Consider the following 16,670-nt stretch of genomic DNA (forward strand, 5'->3'; position numbering starts at 1 on the left):
GCAAGGCCGTGGTCCATGTCCGAACGCGATCCCATCGTTCGAGTGAAACCGGCGGTAGTTAGCGCCCGCGAAACATGACGACCACCCGCCCGTCATGTCAGGCTGGTGCAGTTGTGTCCATAGCCGGAGCACCCACGGAAAGGTAACTGATGGCTGGCCGTCAGCTGAGCGCACTCGATGTCGCTTTCCTTTGTCTGGAAAGCGAAACGACGCCCATGCACATGGGAGCGGTGGTCACCTTCCGCCCGCACGGGCAGGTGCACGCGCGTAAGCTGACCGCGTTGCTCGCCGAGCGGGCCGCGCGTATCCCGAAGCTGCGCCAACGCCCCCGCACCGCACTGTTCCCGCCCGGCGCCGCCGTCTGGGCCGAGGACCCGGATTTCGTTGCCAGTGAACATATTTCACATCACCACCTCAGCTCCCTGTACGAACCGGACCCGCTGTCCGCCTACGCGTCGCGCTGGATGGGACAACCGCTCGACACCGGAAAACCCTTGTGGGACTTGCATCTCGTCACCGGCCTGCCGGACGGTGAGTTCGCGTTGCTGCTGAAACTGCACCACGCGCTCACCGACGGAGCCGGCGCGTACGCCGTCGCCGCGGGCCTGCTGGACGCCCTCCCCCGCCCTGTCAGGCGCGCGCACAGCGGCGCCGAACCGCCCGCGCCTCGCTCCCCTGTGGACGCGGTCAAGGAAGCCCTCGGCTCCACCCTGGCCCAGGCCGGGGAGTCCGCCGGGATCGCCTCGTCGGTCGTCCGCGCGACCCGCTCCCCGCTGTCCCCGATCAGCGCGCCACCGTCGACCGAGCGACGGCTCGGCCTGGTCCGGCTCGACACCGGCGACATCCGGCGGATCCGCCGATCCCACGGCGGTACCGCCAACGACGTCGTGCTGGCCGTCCTCTCCGGCGCACTGCGCGAATGGATGATCAACCGCGGCCAGCGCGCCGACGACCGGACCCTGCGGGCGCTCATCCCGGTCAGCGTGCGCGGCCGGTCCGCCGAGCAACTGGGCGGCAACAAACTGTCCGGATACCTCTGTGACCTGCCGGTGGGCCTCGACGACCCGGTGGCACGGCTGCTGGCCGTCCAGCGCGAGATGAGCCGGAACAAGGCCGCGGGCCCGGCCCGGGGCGCCGGGGCGTTCCCGCTGCTCGCGGACCGGGTGCCACCGATGCTGCACCGCCTCGGCAGCAAGGCCGCCGGGCTCGCCGCGCCGATGCTGTTCGACCTCGTGGTGACCACGGTGCCGGTGCCGCCCAACCGGCTTTCCCTCGACGGGACGCGGCTCGAAGGGGTGTACCCGTTCGTGCCGCTGGCGCCGCGGCAGGCGATCGGGATCGCGGTGGCGACCTATCGCGACTCCGTCCACATCGGATTGCAGGCGAACGGGGCCGCGGTCTCCGACGTGGGATCGTTGCGGGACGGGGTCCTCAAGTCGGCCGCGAGGTTGCTCGACACTGCCTAGCGCGTGCCATGAAAGGTCCTTTCCTTGCAAATTTTGCAAGGAAAGGACCTTTCATGGCACGTACGGGACCGGTCAGCCGCGGAGCATCTCCGCGACCAGGAAGGCCAGTTCCAGTGACTGCTGCGTGTTCAGACGGGGGTCGCAAGCGGTCTCGTACCGGCCCGACAGGTCCAGGTCGGAGATGTCCTGCGCGCCGCCGAGGCATTCGGTGACGTCCTCGCCGGTCAGTTCGACGTGAATGCCGCCGGGGTAGGTGCCGAGTTTGCGGTGCACCTCGAAGAAGCCCTGGACCTCGTCCACGATGCGGTCGAAGTGGCGGGTCTTGTACCCGGTCGACGACTCGTGGGTGTTGCCGTGCATCGGGTCGCACTGCCAGATGACCTTGTGCCCGGACGCCTCGACCTTCTCGACGATCGCGGGCAGCACCTCACGCACCTTGCCGTTACCCATCCGGGCGATCAGCGTCAGCCTGCCCGGTTCGTTGCGCGGGTCGAGCCGCCGGACGTACTCCACGGCCTGCTCGGGCGTGGTCGTCGGGCCGATCTTGAGGCCGATCGGGTTGGCGAGGAGTTCGGCGAAGGCGATGTGCGCACCGTCGAGCTGCCGGGTCCGCTCGCCCACCCACAGGAAGTGCGAGGACAGGTTGTACAGCTTGGGGTTCGTCGCGTCGGCGCGGTCCATCCGCAGCATGGAGCGCTCGTAGTCCAGCAGCAGCGCCTCGTGGCTGGCGAAGATCTCGGTCGACTGCAGCGAGGTGTCGGTGACGCCGCAGGCCGACATGAACCGCAGGCCGCGGTCGATCTCCGCGGCCAGCGCTTCGTAGCGCTCGCTGGCGGGCGAGGACTTCACGAAGTCCTTGTTCCAGTCGTGCACCTGGTGCAGATCCGCCATACCGGCGCCGGTGAGCGCGCGGACGAGGTTCATCGCGGCGCCCGCGTTGGCGTAGGCCCGGATCATCCGGCCGGGATCCGGCACGCGGAGTTCGGGCTTGGCGACGAGCGAGTTGATGATGTCGCCGCGGTACACCGGCAGGCCGAGCGCGTCGGTGGAGGCCGAACGAGGCTTCGCGTACTGCCCGGCGATCCGGCCGACCTTCACCACCGGCAGGCTCGCGCCGTAGGTGAGGACGACGGCCATCTGCAGCAGGGTGCGCAGGTTGGCGCGGATATGCGGTTCGGTGTTCGACTCGAACGTCTCCGCGCAGTCACCGCCCTGCAGCAGGAACGCCTCACCGCGGGCGACCATGGCCAGCCGGTCGGAGAGCCGGTCGATCTCGGCGGGGACGGTGATCGGCGGCACGCTCTCCAGCACACCGCGTACACGTTTCGTCAGCTCGGGGTCCGGCCATTCGGGCTGCTGCGCCGCGGGCCGGGAAAGCGCGTCGTCGAGCCGCGTGCGCAGCTCGGGCGGCAGAGGAGGCAGTTCGGGGAGCGTGTCGACGGGAACGTCCACTGTCCAGTTCACCGGCCCAGGATATGCCGCACCGGAAGCCGCCCGCCCACCGGGACAAAAGTCCCAAAAGGTGGACGGGCGGCTCCACGTGCTCAGGCGGCCTGCGCCTTGTTGTAGAGGTTCTGCGCGTCCGTGCCGAAGTACGGACCGAACATGTATCCCGGCAGGAAGGTGTAGCCGAAACTGTTCACCGACGCCTGGACACCCGCCCCGGTCGCCTCACTGAAGTTGAGGAACCACGGACCGCCGCTCGAACCACCGGTCATGTTGCAGTTCATGCCGTGGTCCTTGGTCAGCAGGAAGTCGGTGAACGTGCTCCCGCTGCAGTAGACCAGCTTCGTGCCGTCGTACGGCGCCGCCGCCGGGTACCCGAAGGTGTACATCGACTGGTTGCGCGCCTGGTTGAACGCGATGCCCTGGGCGCCGACGACGTCGGTCAGCTTCTGCCCGTTGAGCGGGTTGACCACGGCCGCGCCGACGTCGTAGTTCATGTCCTCGCTCGCTTCCCACTGCGGAGTGGTCAGCGTGCTCTTCGCGGTCCAGGTGCCGTAGGGCGCGTTGCCGTTGTTGTAGCCGGGGACGAAGGTCCAGTTGGTGTGCCACGCGCCCTGGTACTTCACACAGTGCCCGGCCGTGATGACGACGCTGCCGTTCGCGCTGGTGACTGCGTCACCGGAACACGACGCGTTCCGCCCGCCCATGGTGAAGAACACGCGGCCCGCCGTCTGCACGACCTTGCCCGCCCCGGTCCACGCGCCGCCGCCGTTGGGGATGCTCTGGATGATCGTGCTCTCCCCCTTCGCGACGTCCTTGAGCGAAAGGTCCGGAGCCTTGACCAGCTGTTCGATCGGGACCGCCGACCGCATTCGCTCGGGCGTCCAATAGGCCGCCACCGCCCGCGCCTCGGCCGCGGTATCCGCGCTCCGGTGCTGGACCGGCGCGGCCTGTGCCGGGCTCGCGACCGCGGTCAGCGCTGTCACCGCCAACCCCACGAGCGCCGCCAGGATCCCCGTCCGGGAAGCCGTCCTCTTCATGGCATACCACCTTTCGCCACCGGTGAATTGCCGTATGACCTGCACGACTTTCTGAACGTATTTGCCCCGCTACCGTGCGTACAAGCGGCCGTTCGGCCGCATCCGTCCTCGCGGATGAGCCATTCGGCTCACCAAAACGAACGCGGCGGCCGAGAACATGAATTCTCGGCCGCCGTGTTCGGAAACGTCGTGAGTGACGATTCGGGTTATTGAGAGGTAAGGCAAACCTGGCGTGATCGGCTCGCTGTCTGGCGGCAGGCGAGGAGCTCCCCGCTGAGGCGGGGCGCGTCGCACGACTGTCCACAAGGGACACCTTTCGGGGACTCGGTGTCCGATTGATGACACTATGCACGGTTCCGCGTGGGGGTCGTGAGTGGCAAATAGGGTTATTGAGGGGTAAGTCAAACGTGTCGTGTCGCGGGCTGTGGTCGCTGCTGCCTACGCGTTTCCCTGGTGGTGAAGGCTTCCTTGCCTACGCTGACGGTAGTGAAGGAGCCCTTCACTACCGTCAGGCGTGATCCCTGGCGACAGTGGGACGGCTGTGACATCAACGTCCCGTCTTGAAGTCCGTGAAGGCCTCCTTGAGGGACCCAGAGTCCCTCAAGGAGGCCTTCACGGACTTACCACCCACCACGCCACCTTTGCCTTACCCCTCAATAGAACCCTACTTCGCACTCACGACCCGCTCGCGAAACCACGCATACCACCCAAGTTGGACACTTACCCGTGCAAATAGGGTCCTTTGTGGACAGACCAGGCGCCGTCCCCGCTGCCGTCAGCCGGTCCGGACCCACGCCGGGGCACGCCACGTTTGGGTTACCTCTCAAATAACCCTCATTAACACTCACGACCCCCCGCCCGAAACCGCACAAACCGCCCAAGTCGGACAGTCTTCTTCAGAAAAGTGTCCCTTGTGGACGCTGGGGCGCGGCCCGGCTTCCGTCAGTCAGCCCGGTCCCGCGCCGGGGCACGCCATGTTCGCCTTACCCCTCAAGAGAACACGAATCGCCACTCACGACCACCCCGCGGACACGACATCCTTGGCCCACCCCTTGTTAAGATGCCGGGTGGGGATATCCGTGAACGGCTTGGCCCGGATTGGCGCGTACGTCGTGGCTCCGGCCGCCTGGGCACTACTGGCACCGATCGTGGTCCTCCTCGGCGATACCAGTGGCCTGCTCTGGCCTTTGCTTCTGACGCTCGCCGGATCGGCCCTCGTGACTCTGGCCGTGGGCTGGGTGACCGAGCACGGATTCGGCTTCAGGATCTCGCCGTACACGTCGCCTGAATCCGCCGCGATCACCGTGCTGGCGTTCACCATCGGGCCGGTGATGCTCGCCGGCGGCCTGCTCGTGGCCTGGCTGTGCTGGGCGCGTGTCAGGCTAGGCGAAGACACCTTCACCGAAGCCGCCGCTGGAGTCCTGACTGGGATCCTGGTCGGCGGCCTCGGCTGGATCGGTTTGATCTTCTTCTTGTTCTCCTGATCAAGCCGGGCAGTGCGAGTCCGCGCCCGGCAGGACGCCGTCCCGCAGGTATCGGACGACGGCGTCGTTGCCGCAGGCGTTCTCCTTGGTGAAGACGCCGTGCCCGCCCGCGTCGACGGTGACGAACTTCGCCCGGCCGCCCAGCGCCGACCGCATTTCGCGGGCGCCGACAAGCGGTGTCGCCGGATCACGGAGGTTCTGCACCAGCAAGATGTTCGACGGACCCCGGTCGTGGATCCGCACTGGCGGTTCGCGGCGCTCCACCGGCCAGAACGCGCAGGGCGTGATGTTCGCGGCGGCCGGGCCGAACATCGGGTGCGTCACGCGGGCCTGTTCGACCGCTTTTTGATAGTAGCGCACGCTTTCGGGCCAGTCGGAGTCGTTGCACAGCACCTGGAGCTGGAGTGCCGCGTGGTTGTCGCCGTCAAGCGGACCACTCTGGGCCGCCGCTGGGGCACCGGCCCAATCCTTTGCCAGCGCTGGGAAATTCGCGTCGTCGTAGAGGGCGTCCCAGGTCCCGCCGCGAAACCCGGAGCCACGTTTCCCGGCCAGTTCGAAGAACTTCGCGGTCACCTGGGCGGGTGTGCGCCCGAGGTGGTAGACGTCGTCACGCGCCGCCGCCCAGGCCGCGAAATCGGGGAAGCGATCGTCGAAGCCGTCCGCGAACCGTTGGTGCGCTTGGACATCCAGTCCCTTCGGCCCGAGAAGGCTGTCCAGCACGATCCGATCCGTGCGCGCGGGGAACATCGACGAGTACGCGGCACCGAGATAGCTCCCGTACGAGACGCCGTAGAACGAGATCTTCCGCTCCCCCAGCGCCTCGCGGATCCGGTCCAGGTCGCGCGCGGTGTTGGCGGTGGTCATCTGCGGCAGGAGATCCGCGGTCGCCGATTCGGCGCATTGCCTGGCCACCACGCGGGATTTCGCCGCCTTCTCGGCGATGTCACGCGGGCCGTCCGCGTACGGGCCGACGAGGATGAAGCGCTGCTCCTCGGTCAGGTCGCAGGTCACCGGCGTGCTGTAGGTGGTCCCGCGCGGGTCGAACCCGATGACGTCGTAGCTGTCGAGCAGGCCGCTGTGTCCCTGCCGTTGCGCGAGTTGCGCGGGCATCGCCAGACCGGGGCTCCCGGGGCCGCCGGGATTCATCAGCAGCACGCCACGCCGCTTCGGCGAGGTGCTCGCCTTACGGGAAAGGGTGAGTTCGATGCTCCGCCCGCCGGGGTCGGCGTAGTCCAGTGGCACCTCGAGCTTCGCGCATTCGAGCCCGGCGGTGGGCGACGGCCTCATCCCGTAATCCGGGCACGGAGACGTCCAATGCAGTGCCGGAGCCGCTTCCGCGGTCACCGGGACCGCGGCCATGAGCGGGAGGAAGGCCAGTAGGGCCAGTGCTTTCTTCATGCCGGGATCGTCGCGTGCGCGACGGCCCTACCGCGTCGTACCCGAGGCTGGTCCCGGCCCTCCACCTTGGGTGGGAGCCGGGACCGCCGTTCGTCAGACCACCGCGAGCGGTAGCGCCGTCGGGTGCACCGGGGCCGGGAGGTCGGACGCGCCGGTGAGGTACGCGTCGACGGCGCTCGCCACCGACCGGCCCTCCGCGATCGCCCACACCACCAGCGAAGCACCGCGATGCGCGTCCCCGCAGACGAACACGCCGGGCGAGGAGGTCTGCCAGTCCGCACCGCACGAGAGCGTGCCGCGCTTCGTCAGCGACAACCCGAGCCCGTCCAGCAGCGGCATGTGCTCGACACCCTCGAAGCCGATCGCGAGCAGCACCAGGTCGGCAGGCAGTTCCTCGACCTCGTCGTTGACCGGGGTCACCATGCGCTTGCCGGTCTCGGGGTCCTTGACCACGCGGACCTGCCGGAGCTCGACCGCGCGCACGTTGCCGTCGTCGTCACCGAGGAACCGGGTGACCGCGACGGCGAACTTGCGCTCGCCCGCTTCCTCGTGCGCCGGATAGGTGCGCAGGATGTACGGCCAGGTCGGCCACGGCGAACGCTCGTCGTCCCTTGTGGACGGTGGTGTCGGGTACTGGTCCAGCTGGGTCACCGAAAGCGCGCCCTGCCGGGTGGCGGTGCCGTACGAGTCGGCCCCGGTGTCGCCACCGCCGATGATCACGACGTGCTTGCCTGCCGCGTCGACCGCCGACGGGCCGTCGCCTTCGACGTACTTGTTGGCCGGGACGAGATGCTCCATCGCCAAATGGATCCCGGACAGCTCGCGCCCCGGCGTCGTGGTGTCGTCGCGGCCGCGCAGCGCGCCCACCGCGAGCACGACGGCGTCGTAACCCGCCCGGAGTTCCTCGACGGTCAGGTCGACGCCGACCTCGCAGCCGGTGACGAACTTCGTGCCCTCCTTGCGGAGTTGCGCGAGCCGCCGGTCGAGGACCTTCTTCTCCATCTTGAACTCGGGGATGCCGTACCGCAGCAGGCCGCCGAGCCGGTCGTCCCGTTCGTAGACGGTCACCTCGTGCCCGGCGCGGGTCAGCTGCTGCGCCGCGGCGAGCCCGGCCGGACCGGAACCGACGACCGCGACCCGCTGGCCCGAGGAGACCTCCGAGATCTGCGGCTGCACGTAGCCCGCTTCCCACGACTGGTCGGCGATCGTCTGCTCGACGCGTTTGATCGCCACCGGGCCGCCGGACAGCGGCGAAACCGACAGGACACAGCCCGCCTCGCACGGCGCGGGACACAGCTTCCCGGTGAACTCGGGGAAGTTGTTGGTCGCGTGGAGCCGGTCGCTCGCCGCGGCCCAGTCGCCACGGCGCACCAGGTCGTTCCACTCCGGGATCAGGTTGCCCAGCGGGCAGCCGGAACCACTGGAGTGACAGAACGGGATGCCGCAGTCCATGCACCGCGAAGCCTGCTTGCGCACGTTTTCGTTGCGCTCGCCCGCTTCCACGTCGGCGTACACCTCGCCCCAGGTGGCGAGACGTTCCTCTTTGGACTTCTTCTTCGGCTCTTCGCGTTCGTATTTCAGGAAACCCGTCGGATCAGCCACGAGCGGCCTCCATGATCGCTTCGTCGACGTCGCGGCCCGCGGCACGCGCCGCCTTCGCCGCGTCAAGGACACGCTGGTAGTCGCGGGGCATCACCTTGGTGAACGCCGCCGAGCGACGCGGCCAGTCGCCGAGCAGCGACGCGGCCACGGCCGAACGTGTGAGGTCGTAGTGCTTCTGCACGGTCTTCTTGAGCCAGGCGAGGTCCTCGGACGTCGGGGTCAGGAGGTTCACCATCTCCTCGTTGACCCGGCCGCGGTCGAGGTCGAGCACGTAGGCCTCGCCGCCGGACATGCCGGCCGCGAGGTTGCGCCCGGTCGGGCCGAGCACGACGGCCTGTCCGCCGGTCATGTACTCGAAGGCGTGGTCACCGACGCCCTCGGCGACGACCACCGCACCGGAGTTGCGTACGCAGAACCGTTCGCCGACCTGGCCGCGCAGGAACATCTCCCCGCTGGTGGCCCCGTAGGAGAGCGTGTTCCCGGCGATGGTCTGCCGCTCGGCGGCGAACTTCGCGTCCGGATGCGGGCGCACGATGATCCGGCCGCCCGAAAGACCCTTGCCGACGTAGTCGTTCGCGTCGCCGACCATGTCGAGCGTGATGCCGCGCGGCAGGAACGCGCCGAGCGACTGCCCGGCGGAACCGGTCAGCAGCACATGGATCGTGTCTTCGGGCAGGCCCTCGCCGCCGTAGCGGCGGGTGATCTCGGAACCGAGCAGCGTGCCGACGGTCCGGTTCACGTTCCGCACCGGCAGCTCCAGCCGTACCGGATGCGCGTCCTCCAGCGCCGCCTCGGCGAGCTGGATCAGGGTCCGGTCGAGTGCGTGGTCCAGGCCGTGGTCCTGCGTCCGCGTGCGCCGCTTCGCGCCGCCGTACGGGGTCTCGGACGGCATCTCGAAGATCGGCGCGAGGTCGAGCCCGGAGGCCTTCCAGTGCTCGATCGCCTCGTCGGTGTCGAGCACCTCGGCGTGCCCGATCGCCTCGTCGAGGGTGCGGAAACCGAGTGCCGCCAACGTTTCCCGGACCTCTTCGGCGACGAACCGGAAGTAGTTGACGACGTGGTCGGCCTGCCCGGTGTACCGCTTGCGCAACTCCGGGCTCTGCGTCGCGACGCCGACCGGGCAGGTGTCGAGGTGGCAGACGCGCATCATGACGCAGCCTTCGACGATCAGCGGCGCCGTCGCGAAGCCGTATTCCTCCGCGCCGAGCAGCGCGGCGATGACGACGTCGCGGCCGGTCTTCATCGCGCCGTCGACCTGCACGGTGATCCGGTCACGCAAACCGTTGAGCAGCAACGTCTGCTGCGTCTCGGCGAGGCCGATCTCCCACGGCGTGCCCGCGTGCTTCAGCGAGTTCATCGGGGAGGCGCCGGTGCCGCCGTCGTGGCCGGAGATCAGCACGACGTCGGCGTGTGCCTTGGACACGCCGGCCGCGACCGTGCCGACGCCGAGCGAGGACACCAGCTTCACGTGGATGCGGGCGTTCTCGTTGGCGTTCTTGAGGTCGTGGATCAGCTGGGCGAGATCCTCGATCGAATAGATGTCGTGGTGCGGCGGCGGCGAGATCAGCCCGACGCCCGGCGTCGAATGCCGCGTGCGGGCGATCCACGGGTAGACCTTGTTCGGCGGCAGCTGCCCGCCCTCGCCCGGCTTCGCACCCTGAGCCATCTTGATCTGGATGTCGTCGGCGTTGACCAGGTACTCACTGGTGACGCCGAACCGGCCGCTCGCGACCTGTTTGATCGCGCTGCGCCGCTCCGGGTCGTAGAGGCGCTCGGGGTCCTCCCCGCCCTCACCGGTGTTGGAGCGGCCGCCGATGCGGTTCATCGCGATGGCGAGGGTTTCGTGTGCCTCGGCCGAAATCGAGCCGTAGGACATCGCGCCGGTGTTGAAGCGCTTGAAGATCGCCTCGACGGGCTCGACCTCGTCCAGCGGGACGGGTTCGCGGGTACCCGCGCGGAAGGAGAACAGCCCGCGCAGCGCGCCGCCCTCGCGGTAGAGGCGGTGCACCTCGTCGGAGTACTTCTTGTACACCTCTTCCCGGCCGGTCTTCGTCGCGTGCTGCAACAGGAAGACGGTCTCCGGGGTGAACAGGTGCAGTTCGCCCTCACGGCGGTACGCGTACTCGCCGCCGGTCTCGAGTCCACGGTGGACCCGGTCGGTCGGGTTGTCCGGGTACGCGCGGCGATGGCGTACGGCGACCTCTTCGGCGAGCACGCTCAGGCCGACACCGCCGAGCTTCGACGACGTGCCGGTGAAGTACTCGTCGAGCAGGTCCTGTGCGAGACCGAAGGATTCGAAGACCTGGGCCGCGGTGTAGGCGCCGACGGTCGAGATGCCCATCTTGGACATGATCTTCAGAACGCCCTTCACGAGCGCCTTGACGTAGTTGCGGATCGCCTTGGCCGGCTCGATCCCGGTGATGGCACCGGTCGAGATCATGTCTTCGATGGTCTCGAAGGCCAGGTACGGGTTCACCGCCGCGGCACCGTAGCCGAGCAGCAGCGCGATGTGGTGGACCTCGCGGGCGTCCCCGGTCTCGACGACCAGCGCGACGCGGAGCCTTTCCTTGGTGCGCACCAGATGGTGGTGCACCGAGGAGACCAGCAGCAGCGACGGGATCGGCGCCATGCGGTGGTCGGAGTCGCGGTCGGACAGCACGAGCGTGCGCGCGCCCGCGGCGATCGCCTCGGAGGCCTCGCGCCGGACCCGCTCGATCGCCGACGCCAGCGCGTCGGCCCCACCGTCCACTTCGTACAGTCCGGAAAGGACACTGCAGGCGAAGCCGGGCAGGTCGCCGTCGTCGTTGATGTGGATCAGCTTGGCGAGTTCGTCGTTGTCGATCACCGGATACGGCAGCTGCACGTGACGACAGGACGCCGGTCCGGGAGCGAGCAGGTTCCGCTCGGGGCCCATGATCCGGCTCATCGAGGTGACGAGCTCTTCGCGGATCGCGTCCAGCGGCGGATTGGTGACCTGCGCGAAGTTCTGCTTGAAGTAGTCGTAGAGCAGCCGGGAACGCTGTGACAGCACCGCGGGCGGGGTATCGGAACCCATCGAACCGATCGGCTCGGCCGCCTTGACCGCCATCGGCGCGAGCAGGATCTTCAGCTCTTCTTCGGTGTAGCCGAAGGAAAGCTGGCGCCGCAGCACCGAATCGTGGCTCTGCACGATGTGATCGCGGTCCGGGAGGTCGGCGATCTGCAGGAGACCGGCGTGCAGCCAGCCCTCGTACGGGAGTTCCTTGGCCAGCTCCGACTTGACCTCTTCGTCGTCGACGATCCGGCCCGCCTCGGTGTCCACCAGGAACATGCGGCCGGGCTTGAGGCGGCCCTTGGCCACGACGTCCTCGGGGGCGACGTCGAGGACGCCCGCCTCACTGGCCAGCACGACGCGGTCGTCGGCGGTGCGCCACCAGCGAGCCGGGCGCAGGCCGTTGCGGTCGAGCACCGCGCCGACGAGCGTGCCGTCGGTGAAGGTGACACAGGCGGGGCCGTCCCACGGCTCCATCAGGCTGGCGTGGAACCGGTAGAACGCACGACGCTGTGCGTTCATCCCGGTGTGGTTCTCCCACGCCTCGGGGATCATCATCAGCACCGCGTGCGGCAGCGACCGCCCGCCGAGGTGCAGCAGCTCCAGCACCTCGTCGAAGGAGGCGGAGTCCGACGCGTCGGCCGAGCAGATCGGGTACAACCGGGTGAGGTCGCCGGGGATGAGGTCCGATTCGAGCAGCGCCTCACGGGCGCGCATGCGGTTGCGGTTGCCGCGGATGGTGTTGATCTCGCCGTTGTGCGCGACGAACCGGAACGGGTGCGCCAGCGGCCACGACGGGAAGGTGTTGGTGGAGAACCGGGAGTGCACGAGCGCGATGGCGCTGGTGAGCCGGGTGTCGGTCAGATCGGTGAAGAAGAGCGGGAGCTGCGCGGGGGTCAGCATTCCCTTGTAGACGATCGTGCGCGAGGACAGCGACGGGAAGTAGGTGCCGCAGCCCGCGGTCACGCTTTCGTTCTCGACGCGCTTGCGCAGGCAGAAGGCCAGCCGGTCCAGTTCGAGCCCGCTCGGACGCCGTCCGCCGGTCTCGTGGGCCGCGACGAACAGCATCGCGAAATGCGGCATCACCGAACGCGCCGTCGGGCCGATGTCGGCGCGGTCGGCGTCGACCGGGACCTCACGCCAGCCGAGGACGTCGAGGCCCTCTTCGGTGGCGATCCGCTCGATCAGGGCGACGGCCTTGCCGCGCTCCTCGAGATCCGAGGGCAGGAAACCGATCCCGGTCGCGTAGGTCTGGTGACCGTCGGCGTCCGCCTCGGGCAGGGTGAAGCCCGTTTCCGCACGCAGCAGCTCGTCAGGCAGCTGCAACAGGATGCCCGCGCCGTCACCACTGGTCGGTTCCGCGCCCGCGGCGCCCCGGTGGTCGAGGTTCGTCAGCGCGGACAGGCCGTCGGTGACGATGCCGTGCGAGCGGCGCCCGCGGACGTCGGCCACCATGGCCACACCGCAGGAATCCTGTTCGGTTTCGGGGTCGTAGAGACCTTGTTTGCCGGGAATGGCGGAGAAGATCATGAAGGGACCTCCTTCGTCGTCTGTGCTCAGCGACCGGACAGGCCGGCCGGGGGAATGCGCACGGGACGACGATGGCCCGTTCGTTGACGCGACTTTAACACCTAGGAAACACGTCGGCACCAATTCAGCGGGCCGGAAACCTAGCTGATGGGTAACAATCTGGATGACCGGAACGACACAGTTCCTGATGTGGTCACGGTAGTTCGTACCGCTAAGTATATGTCCTGTTCCGGGAAGTCAAGAGTCGCGGTGAGGCGACCCTAGTCACTTCGCGCGTTCTCCGCATCCTGGGGCGGCATTACTAGAACGTGTTACAGTTCCGCGCATGATCCTGGACCGTTTCCGGCTCACCGACCAGGTCGCCGTCGTCACCGGCGCCGGGCGCGGGATCGGCGCGGCGACGGCCGTCGCTCTCGCCGAGGCCGGCGCCGACGTGGTGATCTCGTCCCGTACCGAAAGCCAGCTCGACGACGTCGCGGCCCTGGTCGCCGCCACCGACAGGCGAGCCCGCGTGGTGCCTGCCGACCTGAGCGACCCGGCGGCCGCCGCCGAGCTCGCGGCGATCGCGACCGCGGAATTCGGGCGGCTGGACCTGGTGGTCAACAACGTCGGTGGGACCTATCCCCGCCCGCTGCTGGAAACCACCACCGATTTTCTCGAAGAAGCCTTCCGCTTCAACGTTTCCACCGCGCATGCGCTGACCACGGCGGCGGCACCCGCGCTACTGGAGACCGGCGGGTCGGTCGTCAACATCTCGTCGGTCATGGGTCGCGTGAGCGGCCGGGGCTTCGCCGCGTACGGGACGGCGAAAGCCGCGCTGGCGCATTACACCCGGCTCGCCGCGGCCGACCTCGCGCCGAAGGTGCGGGTGAACGCGATCTCGGTCGGCTCCGTCGCGACCTCGGCGCTCGAAGTGGTGGTGGGCAACGACGAACTGCGCGGCCGGATGGAGGCCGCCACTCCCCTGCGCCGGATCGGCGAGGCCGAGGACATCGCGGCCACGGTCGTGTTCCTGGCGTCGCGGGCGGGCCGGTACGTCACCGGCAAGATCCTCGAAGTCGACGGTGGACTGCAGGCCCCGAATCTGGAACTGGGCCTGCCCGATCTGTAGGAGACAACGCATGCGCGTGGTCCAGTGGAGTACCGGGAACGTCGGCCGCCACGCGCTGGCCGGGATCGACGCCCGTCCCGATCTCGAACTCGCCGGGGTCTGGGTTTCGAGCGAGGCCAAAGCGGGCGTGGACGCCGGGGAACTGGCCGGGCTCGGGCGCCCGCTCGGGGTCACCGCGACGACCGACGCGGACGCGCTCATCGCGCTGAAGCCGGACTGTGTCGTCTACACGGCGATGGCGGATGACCGGCTCGTCGAGGCCGTCGAGGACCTGAAGCGCTTCCTGCGCGCCGGGATCAACGTGGTGTCGAGCAGCCCGGTGTTCCTCCAGTACCCCGAAGGTGTCGTCCCGCCGGAGATGATCGAACCGATCCGCGAGGCGGCCCGCGAAGGCGGCGCGTCGCTGTGGGTCAACGGCGTCGACCCCGGTTTCGCCAACGACTGGCTGCCGCTGGTGCTCACCGGCGTGTGCGAACGGATCGACGAGGTGCGCTGCCTGGAGATCCTCGACTACTCCACCTACGACAACGGCAAGGTCCTGTTCGAAATCATGGGCTTCGGCCGCGAGATGGACGACCTGCCGCTGTTGCTGCAGCCCGGCGTCCTGTCGCTGGCCTGGGGCAGCGTCGTGCGGCAGCTCGCGGCGGGGCTGGACGTCGAGCTCGACACCGTCGAGGAGGTCTACGAACGGCTACCCGCGCCTGAGACATTCGAGATCGCCTCGGGGACGATCAAGGAGGGCACGGCGGCGGCGCTGCGGTTCGAGGTGCGCGGAATGCGTGGCGGGCGGCCGGTGTGCGTGCTGGAGCACGTCACGCGGCTGCGGTCCGACCTCGGCCCGGACTGGCCGCAGCCGTCCGGGCAGGGCTGCTACCGGGTGCAGGTGACCGGCGAACCCGAATACGTGCTCGACCTGCGGCTGCTCGGCACCGACGGCGACCACAACACGGCCGGGCTGAAGGCGACCGCGATGCGGCTGGTCAACGCGATCCCGGCGGTGGCGGCGGCTCCGCCTGGGCTGCTGACGGCGCTGGACCTACCGTTGGTGACGGGGCGGGGACTGGTCGCTCCCTGACCACGGGAGGTGCCACCGGATGCCATGAAAGGTCCTTTCATAGCAAATTTTGCAAGGGTCCCGGCAAAGTCGCATAGCTGCTGGTCGGCACTGTTCTCGATGGTCCGGATGTGGCATCGCTGATGCCCGCGGGGTCCGAGTGTGGAGGATTTGGGACGGTGAACGTCCCAAATCCTCCACACTCGAGGTACACCGGGTTCAGGGCCATGCCCCCTGAACCTCTGTTGACCAAGCTTCGCAACCGGGTACGACCCCGTGTCTATGAAGGAATTGGGACACTCAACGTCCCAATTCCTTCATAGACGTCTGCCTGCGCCATGACCAAGAGGTCCCCGACCTGCACGATCCCGACTTTGCCGGGCCCCTGCAAATTTTGCAAAGAAAGGACCTTTCATAGCGCGCGCGAAGGGTGAAGCGGCCTACTTCTCGGCCTCGGGCTTCGGGTCCTCGGTCGCCTTGTCGGCGGCGGAGTCGCGCACGGTGTCCGGGGCCGCCGCGACGTCCGCGTGCGCCTCGCCCTCGGGCCCCGAAGCGGCCACAGAGGCGCCCTCGCCGTCAGAGTCAGAGGCGGAAGCGTCCTCCCGCGGCACGTCCTTGCTCCACAGCGTTTCCGGAGCCTCCCGCGGCCCGCGCTTGGCGGCCAGCACGAAGTAGACGATCGCCGCGACGAACAACAGGATCGCAGTCCACACGTTGACCCGCAGGCCGAGGATGTGGTTCGCGCTGTCGGTGCGCATCAGCTCGATCCAGAACCGGCCGGCGGTGTATCCGGCGACGTACAGCGCGAACGCGCGGCCGTGGCCGAGGCGGAACTTCTTGTCCGCCCAGATGACCAGCAGCGCCACCCCGACGTTCCAGAGCAGCTCGTAGAGGAACGTCGGATGCACGGGGCTGTCCGGCAGCGGGACGTGCCCGATCGCGACGCCGTTCAGGAAGTCGTCCGGGTTGGTCGGGTTGTAGCGCTGGTAGATCTCCAGGCCCCACGGCAGGTCCGTGTGCGCGCCGTAGAGCTCCTGGTTGAAGTAGTTGCCGACCCGGCCGATGGCCTGCGCCAGCACGATGCCGGGCGCGAGCGCGTCGGCCATCGCGGGCAGCGGGATGCCCCGGCGGCGGCAGGCGATCAGCGCGCCGACCGCGCCCAGCGCGATGGCGCCCCAGATGCCGAGCCCGCCGTCCCAGATCTTCAGCGCGTTCAGCGGGTTCTTGCCCGGTCCGAAGTACAGCTGGTTGTCGGTGATGACGTGGTACAGCCGACCACCGATCAGGCCGAACGGCACGGCGAAGACGGCGACGTCGATGACGGTGCCCTTCGTGCCGCCTCGGGCGATCCACCGCCGCTCGCCCAGCCAGATCGCCGCGATGATGCCGGCGATGATGCACAGCGCGTATGCCCGGATCGGGACCGGCCCGATATGCCAGACGCCCTGGTCGGGACTGGGGATGGTCGCGAGGAACGCTGCCGAGGCGGTATTCACGTCGGCCACCGT

At 68.5% G+C, this 16,670-nt stretch carries 10 protein-coding genes; 4 read left to right on the forward strand and 6 right to left on the reverse strand.

The genetic code is table 11. The annotated features are described in order from the left end of the window. Window positions 1–149 precede the first annotated feature (149 nt). A complete protein-coding gene (locus ACZ7KI_RS17000) occupies window positions 150–1,466 on the forward strand; it encodes a wax ester/triacylglycerol synthase family O-acyltransferase (protein WP_470274050.1) in 1,317 nt (438 codons plus the stop codon). Window positions 1,467–1,538: 72 nt separating this feature from the next. Here ACZ7KI_RS17000 and ACZ7KI_RS17005 read toward each other — a convergent pair whose 3' ends face one another. Next, entirely contained in the window at window positions 1,539–2,930 is a 1,392-nt protein-coding gene (locus ACZ7KI_RS17005) for a class II 3-deoxy-7-phosphoheptulonate synthase (RefSeq protein ID WP_470274051.1), read from the reverse strand. A gap of 80 nt (window positions 2,931–3,010) precedes the next feature. Further along, window positions 3,011–3,952: a trypsin-like serine peptidase gene (locus tag ACZ7KI_RS17010; RefSeq protein ID WP_470274052.1), complete on the reverse strand. Its 942-nt coding sequence runs from the start codon at window positions 3,950–3,952 to the stop codon at window positions 3,011–3,013. A 1,079-nt stretch (window positions 3,953–5,031) separates the two neighbouring features. Here ACZ7KI_RS17010 and ACZ7KI_RS17015 point away from each other — a divergent pair. Next, window positions 5,032–5,436 (forward strand): hypothetical protein, encoded by a 405-nt coding sequence (locus ACZ7KI_RS17015; protein WP_470274053.1) that lies wholly within the window; start codon window positions 5,032–5,034, stop codon window positions 5,434–5,436. Here ACZ7KI_RS17015 and ACZ7KI_RS17020 read toward each other — a convergent pair whose 3' ends face one another. The 3 genes from ACZ7KI_RS17020 to gltB form a co-directional block, all read right to left on the reverse strand. Further along, window positions 5,437–6,834 (reverse strand): alpha/beta hydrolase, encoded by a 1,398-nt coding sequence (locus ACZ7KI_RS17020; protein WP_470274054.1) that lies wholly within the window; start codon window positions 6,832–6,834, stop codon window positions 5,437–5,439. A 93-nt stretch (window positions 6,835–6,927) separates the two neighbouring features. After that, window positions 6,928–8,436: a glutamate synthase subunit beta gene (locus ACZ7KI_RS17025; RefSeq protein WP_470274055.1), complete on the reverse strand. Its 1,509-nt coding sequence runs from the start codon at window positions 8,434–8,436 to the stop codon at window positions 6,928–6,930. Further along, the gene (gene gltB, locus ACZ7KI_RS17030) at window positions 8,429–12,997 is read right to left on the reverse strand and encodes a glutamate synthase large subunit (RefSeq protein ID WP_470274056.1); all 4,569 of its coding nucleotides are present in this window, start codon (window positions 12,995–12,997) and stop codon (window positions 8,429–8,431) included. Before gltB ends, ACZ7KI_RS17025 begins: the two co-directional genes overlap by 8 nt. Before the next feature lie 325 nt (window positions 12,998–13,322). Here gltB and ACZ7KI_RS17035 point away from each other — a divergent pair, with 325 nt between their 5' ends. Continuing rightward, window positions 13,323–14,108 carry an SDR family oxidoreductase gene (locus tag ACZ7KI_RS17035; protein WP_470274057.1) on the forward strand — a complete coding sequence of 262 codons (786 nt, stop codon included), beginning with the start codon at window positions 13,323–13,325 and terminating at the stop codon, window positions 14,106–14,108. 10 nt (window positions 14,109–14,118) lie between these two features. Further along, window positions 14,119–15,183: an NAD(P)H-dependent amine dehydrogenase family protein gene (locus ACZ7KI_RS17040; protein WP_470274058.1), complete on the forward strand. Its 1,065-nt coding sequence runs from the start codon at window positions 14,119–14,121 to the stop codon at window positions 15,181–15,183. Window positions 15,184–15,602: 419 nt separating this feature from the next. Here the strand turns inward: ACZ7KI_RS17040 and lgt are convergent, their stop codons facing one another. Then, a complete protein-coding gene (lgt, locus tag ACZ7KI_RS17045; RefSeq protein WP_470274059.1) occupies window positions 15,603–16,667 on the reverse strand; it encodes a prolipoprotein diacylglyceryl transferase in 1,065 nt (354 codons plus the stop codon). Between the last annotated feature and the right edge of the window lie 3 nt (window positions 16,668–16,670).

Source organism: Amycolatopsis sp. NPDC039088, assembly GCF_055598845.1.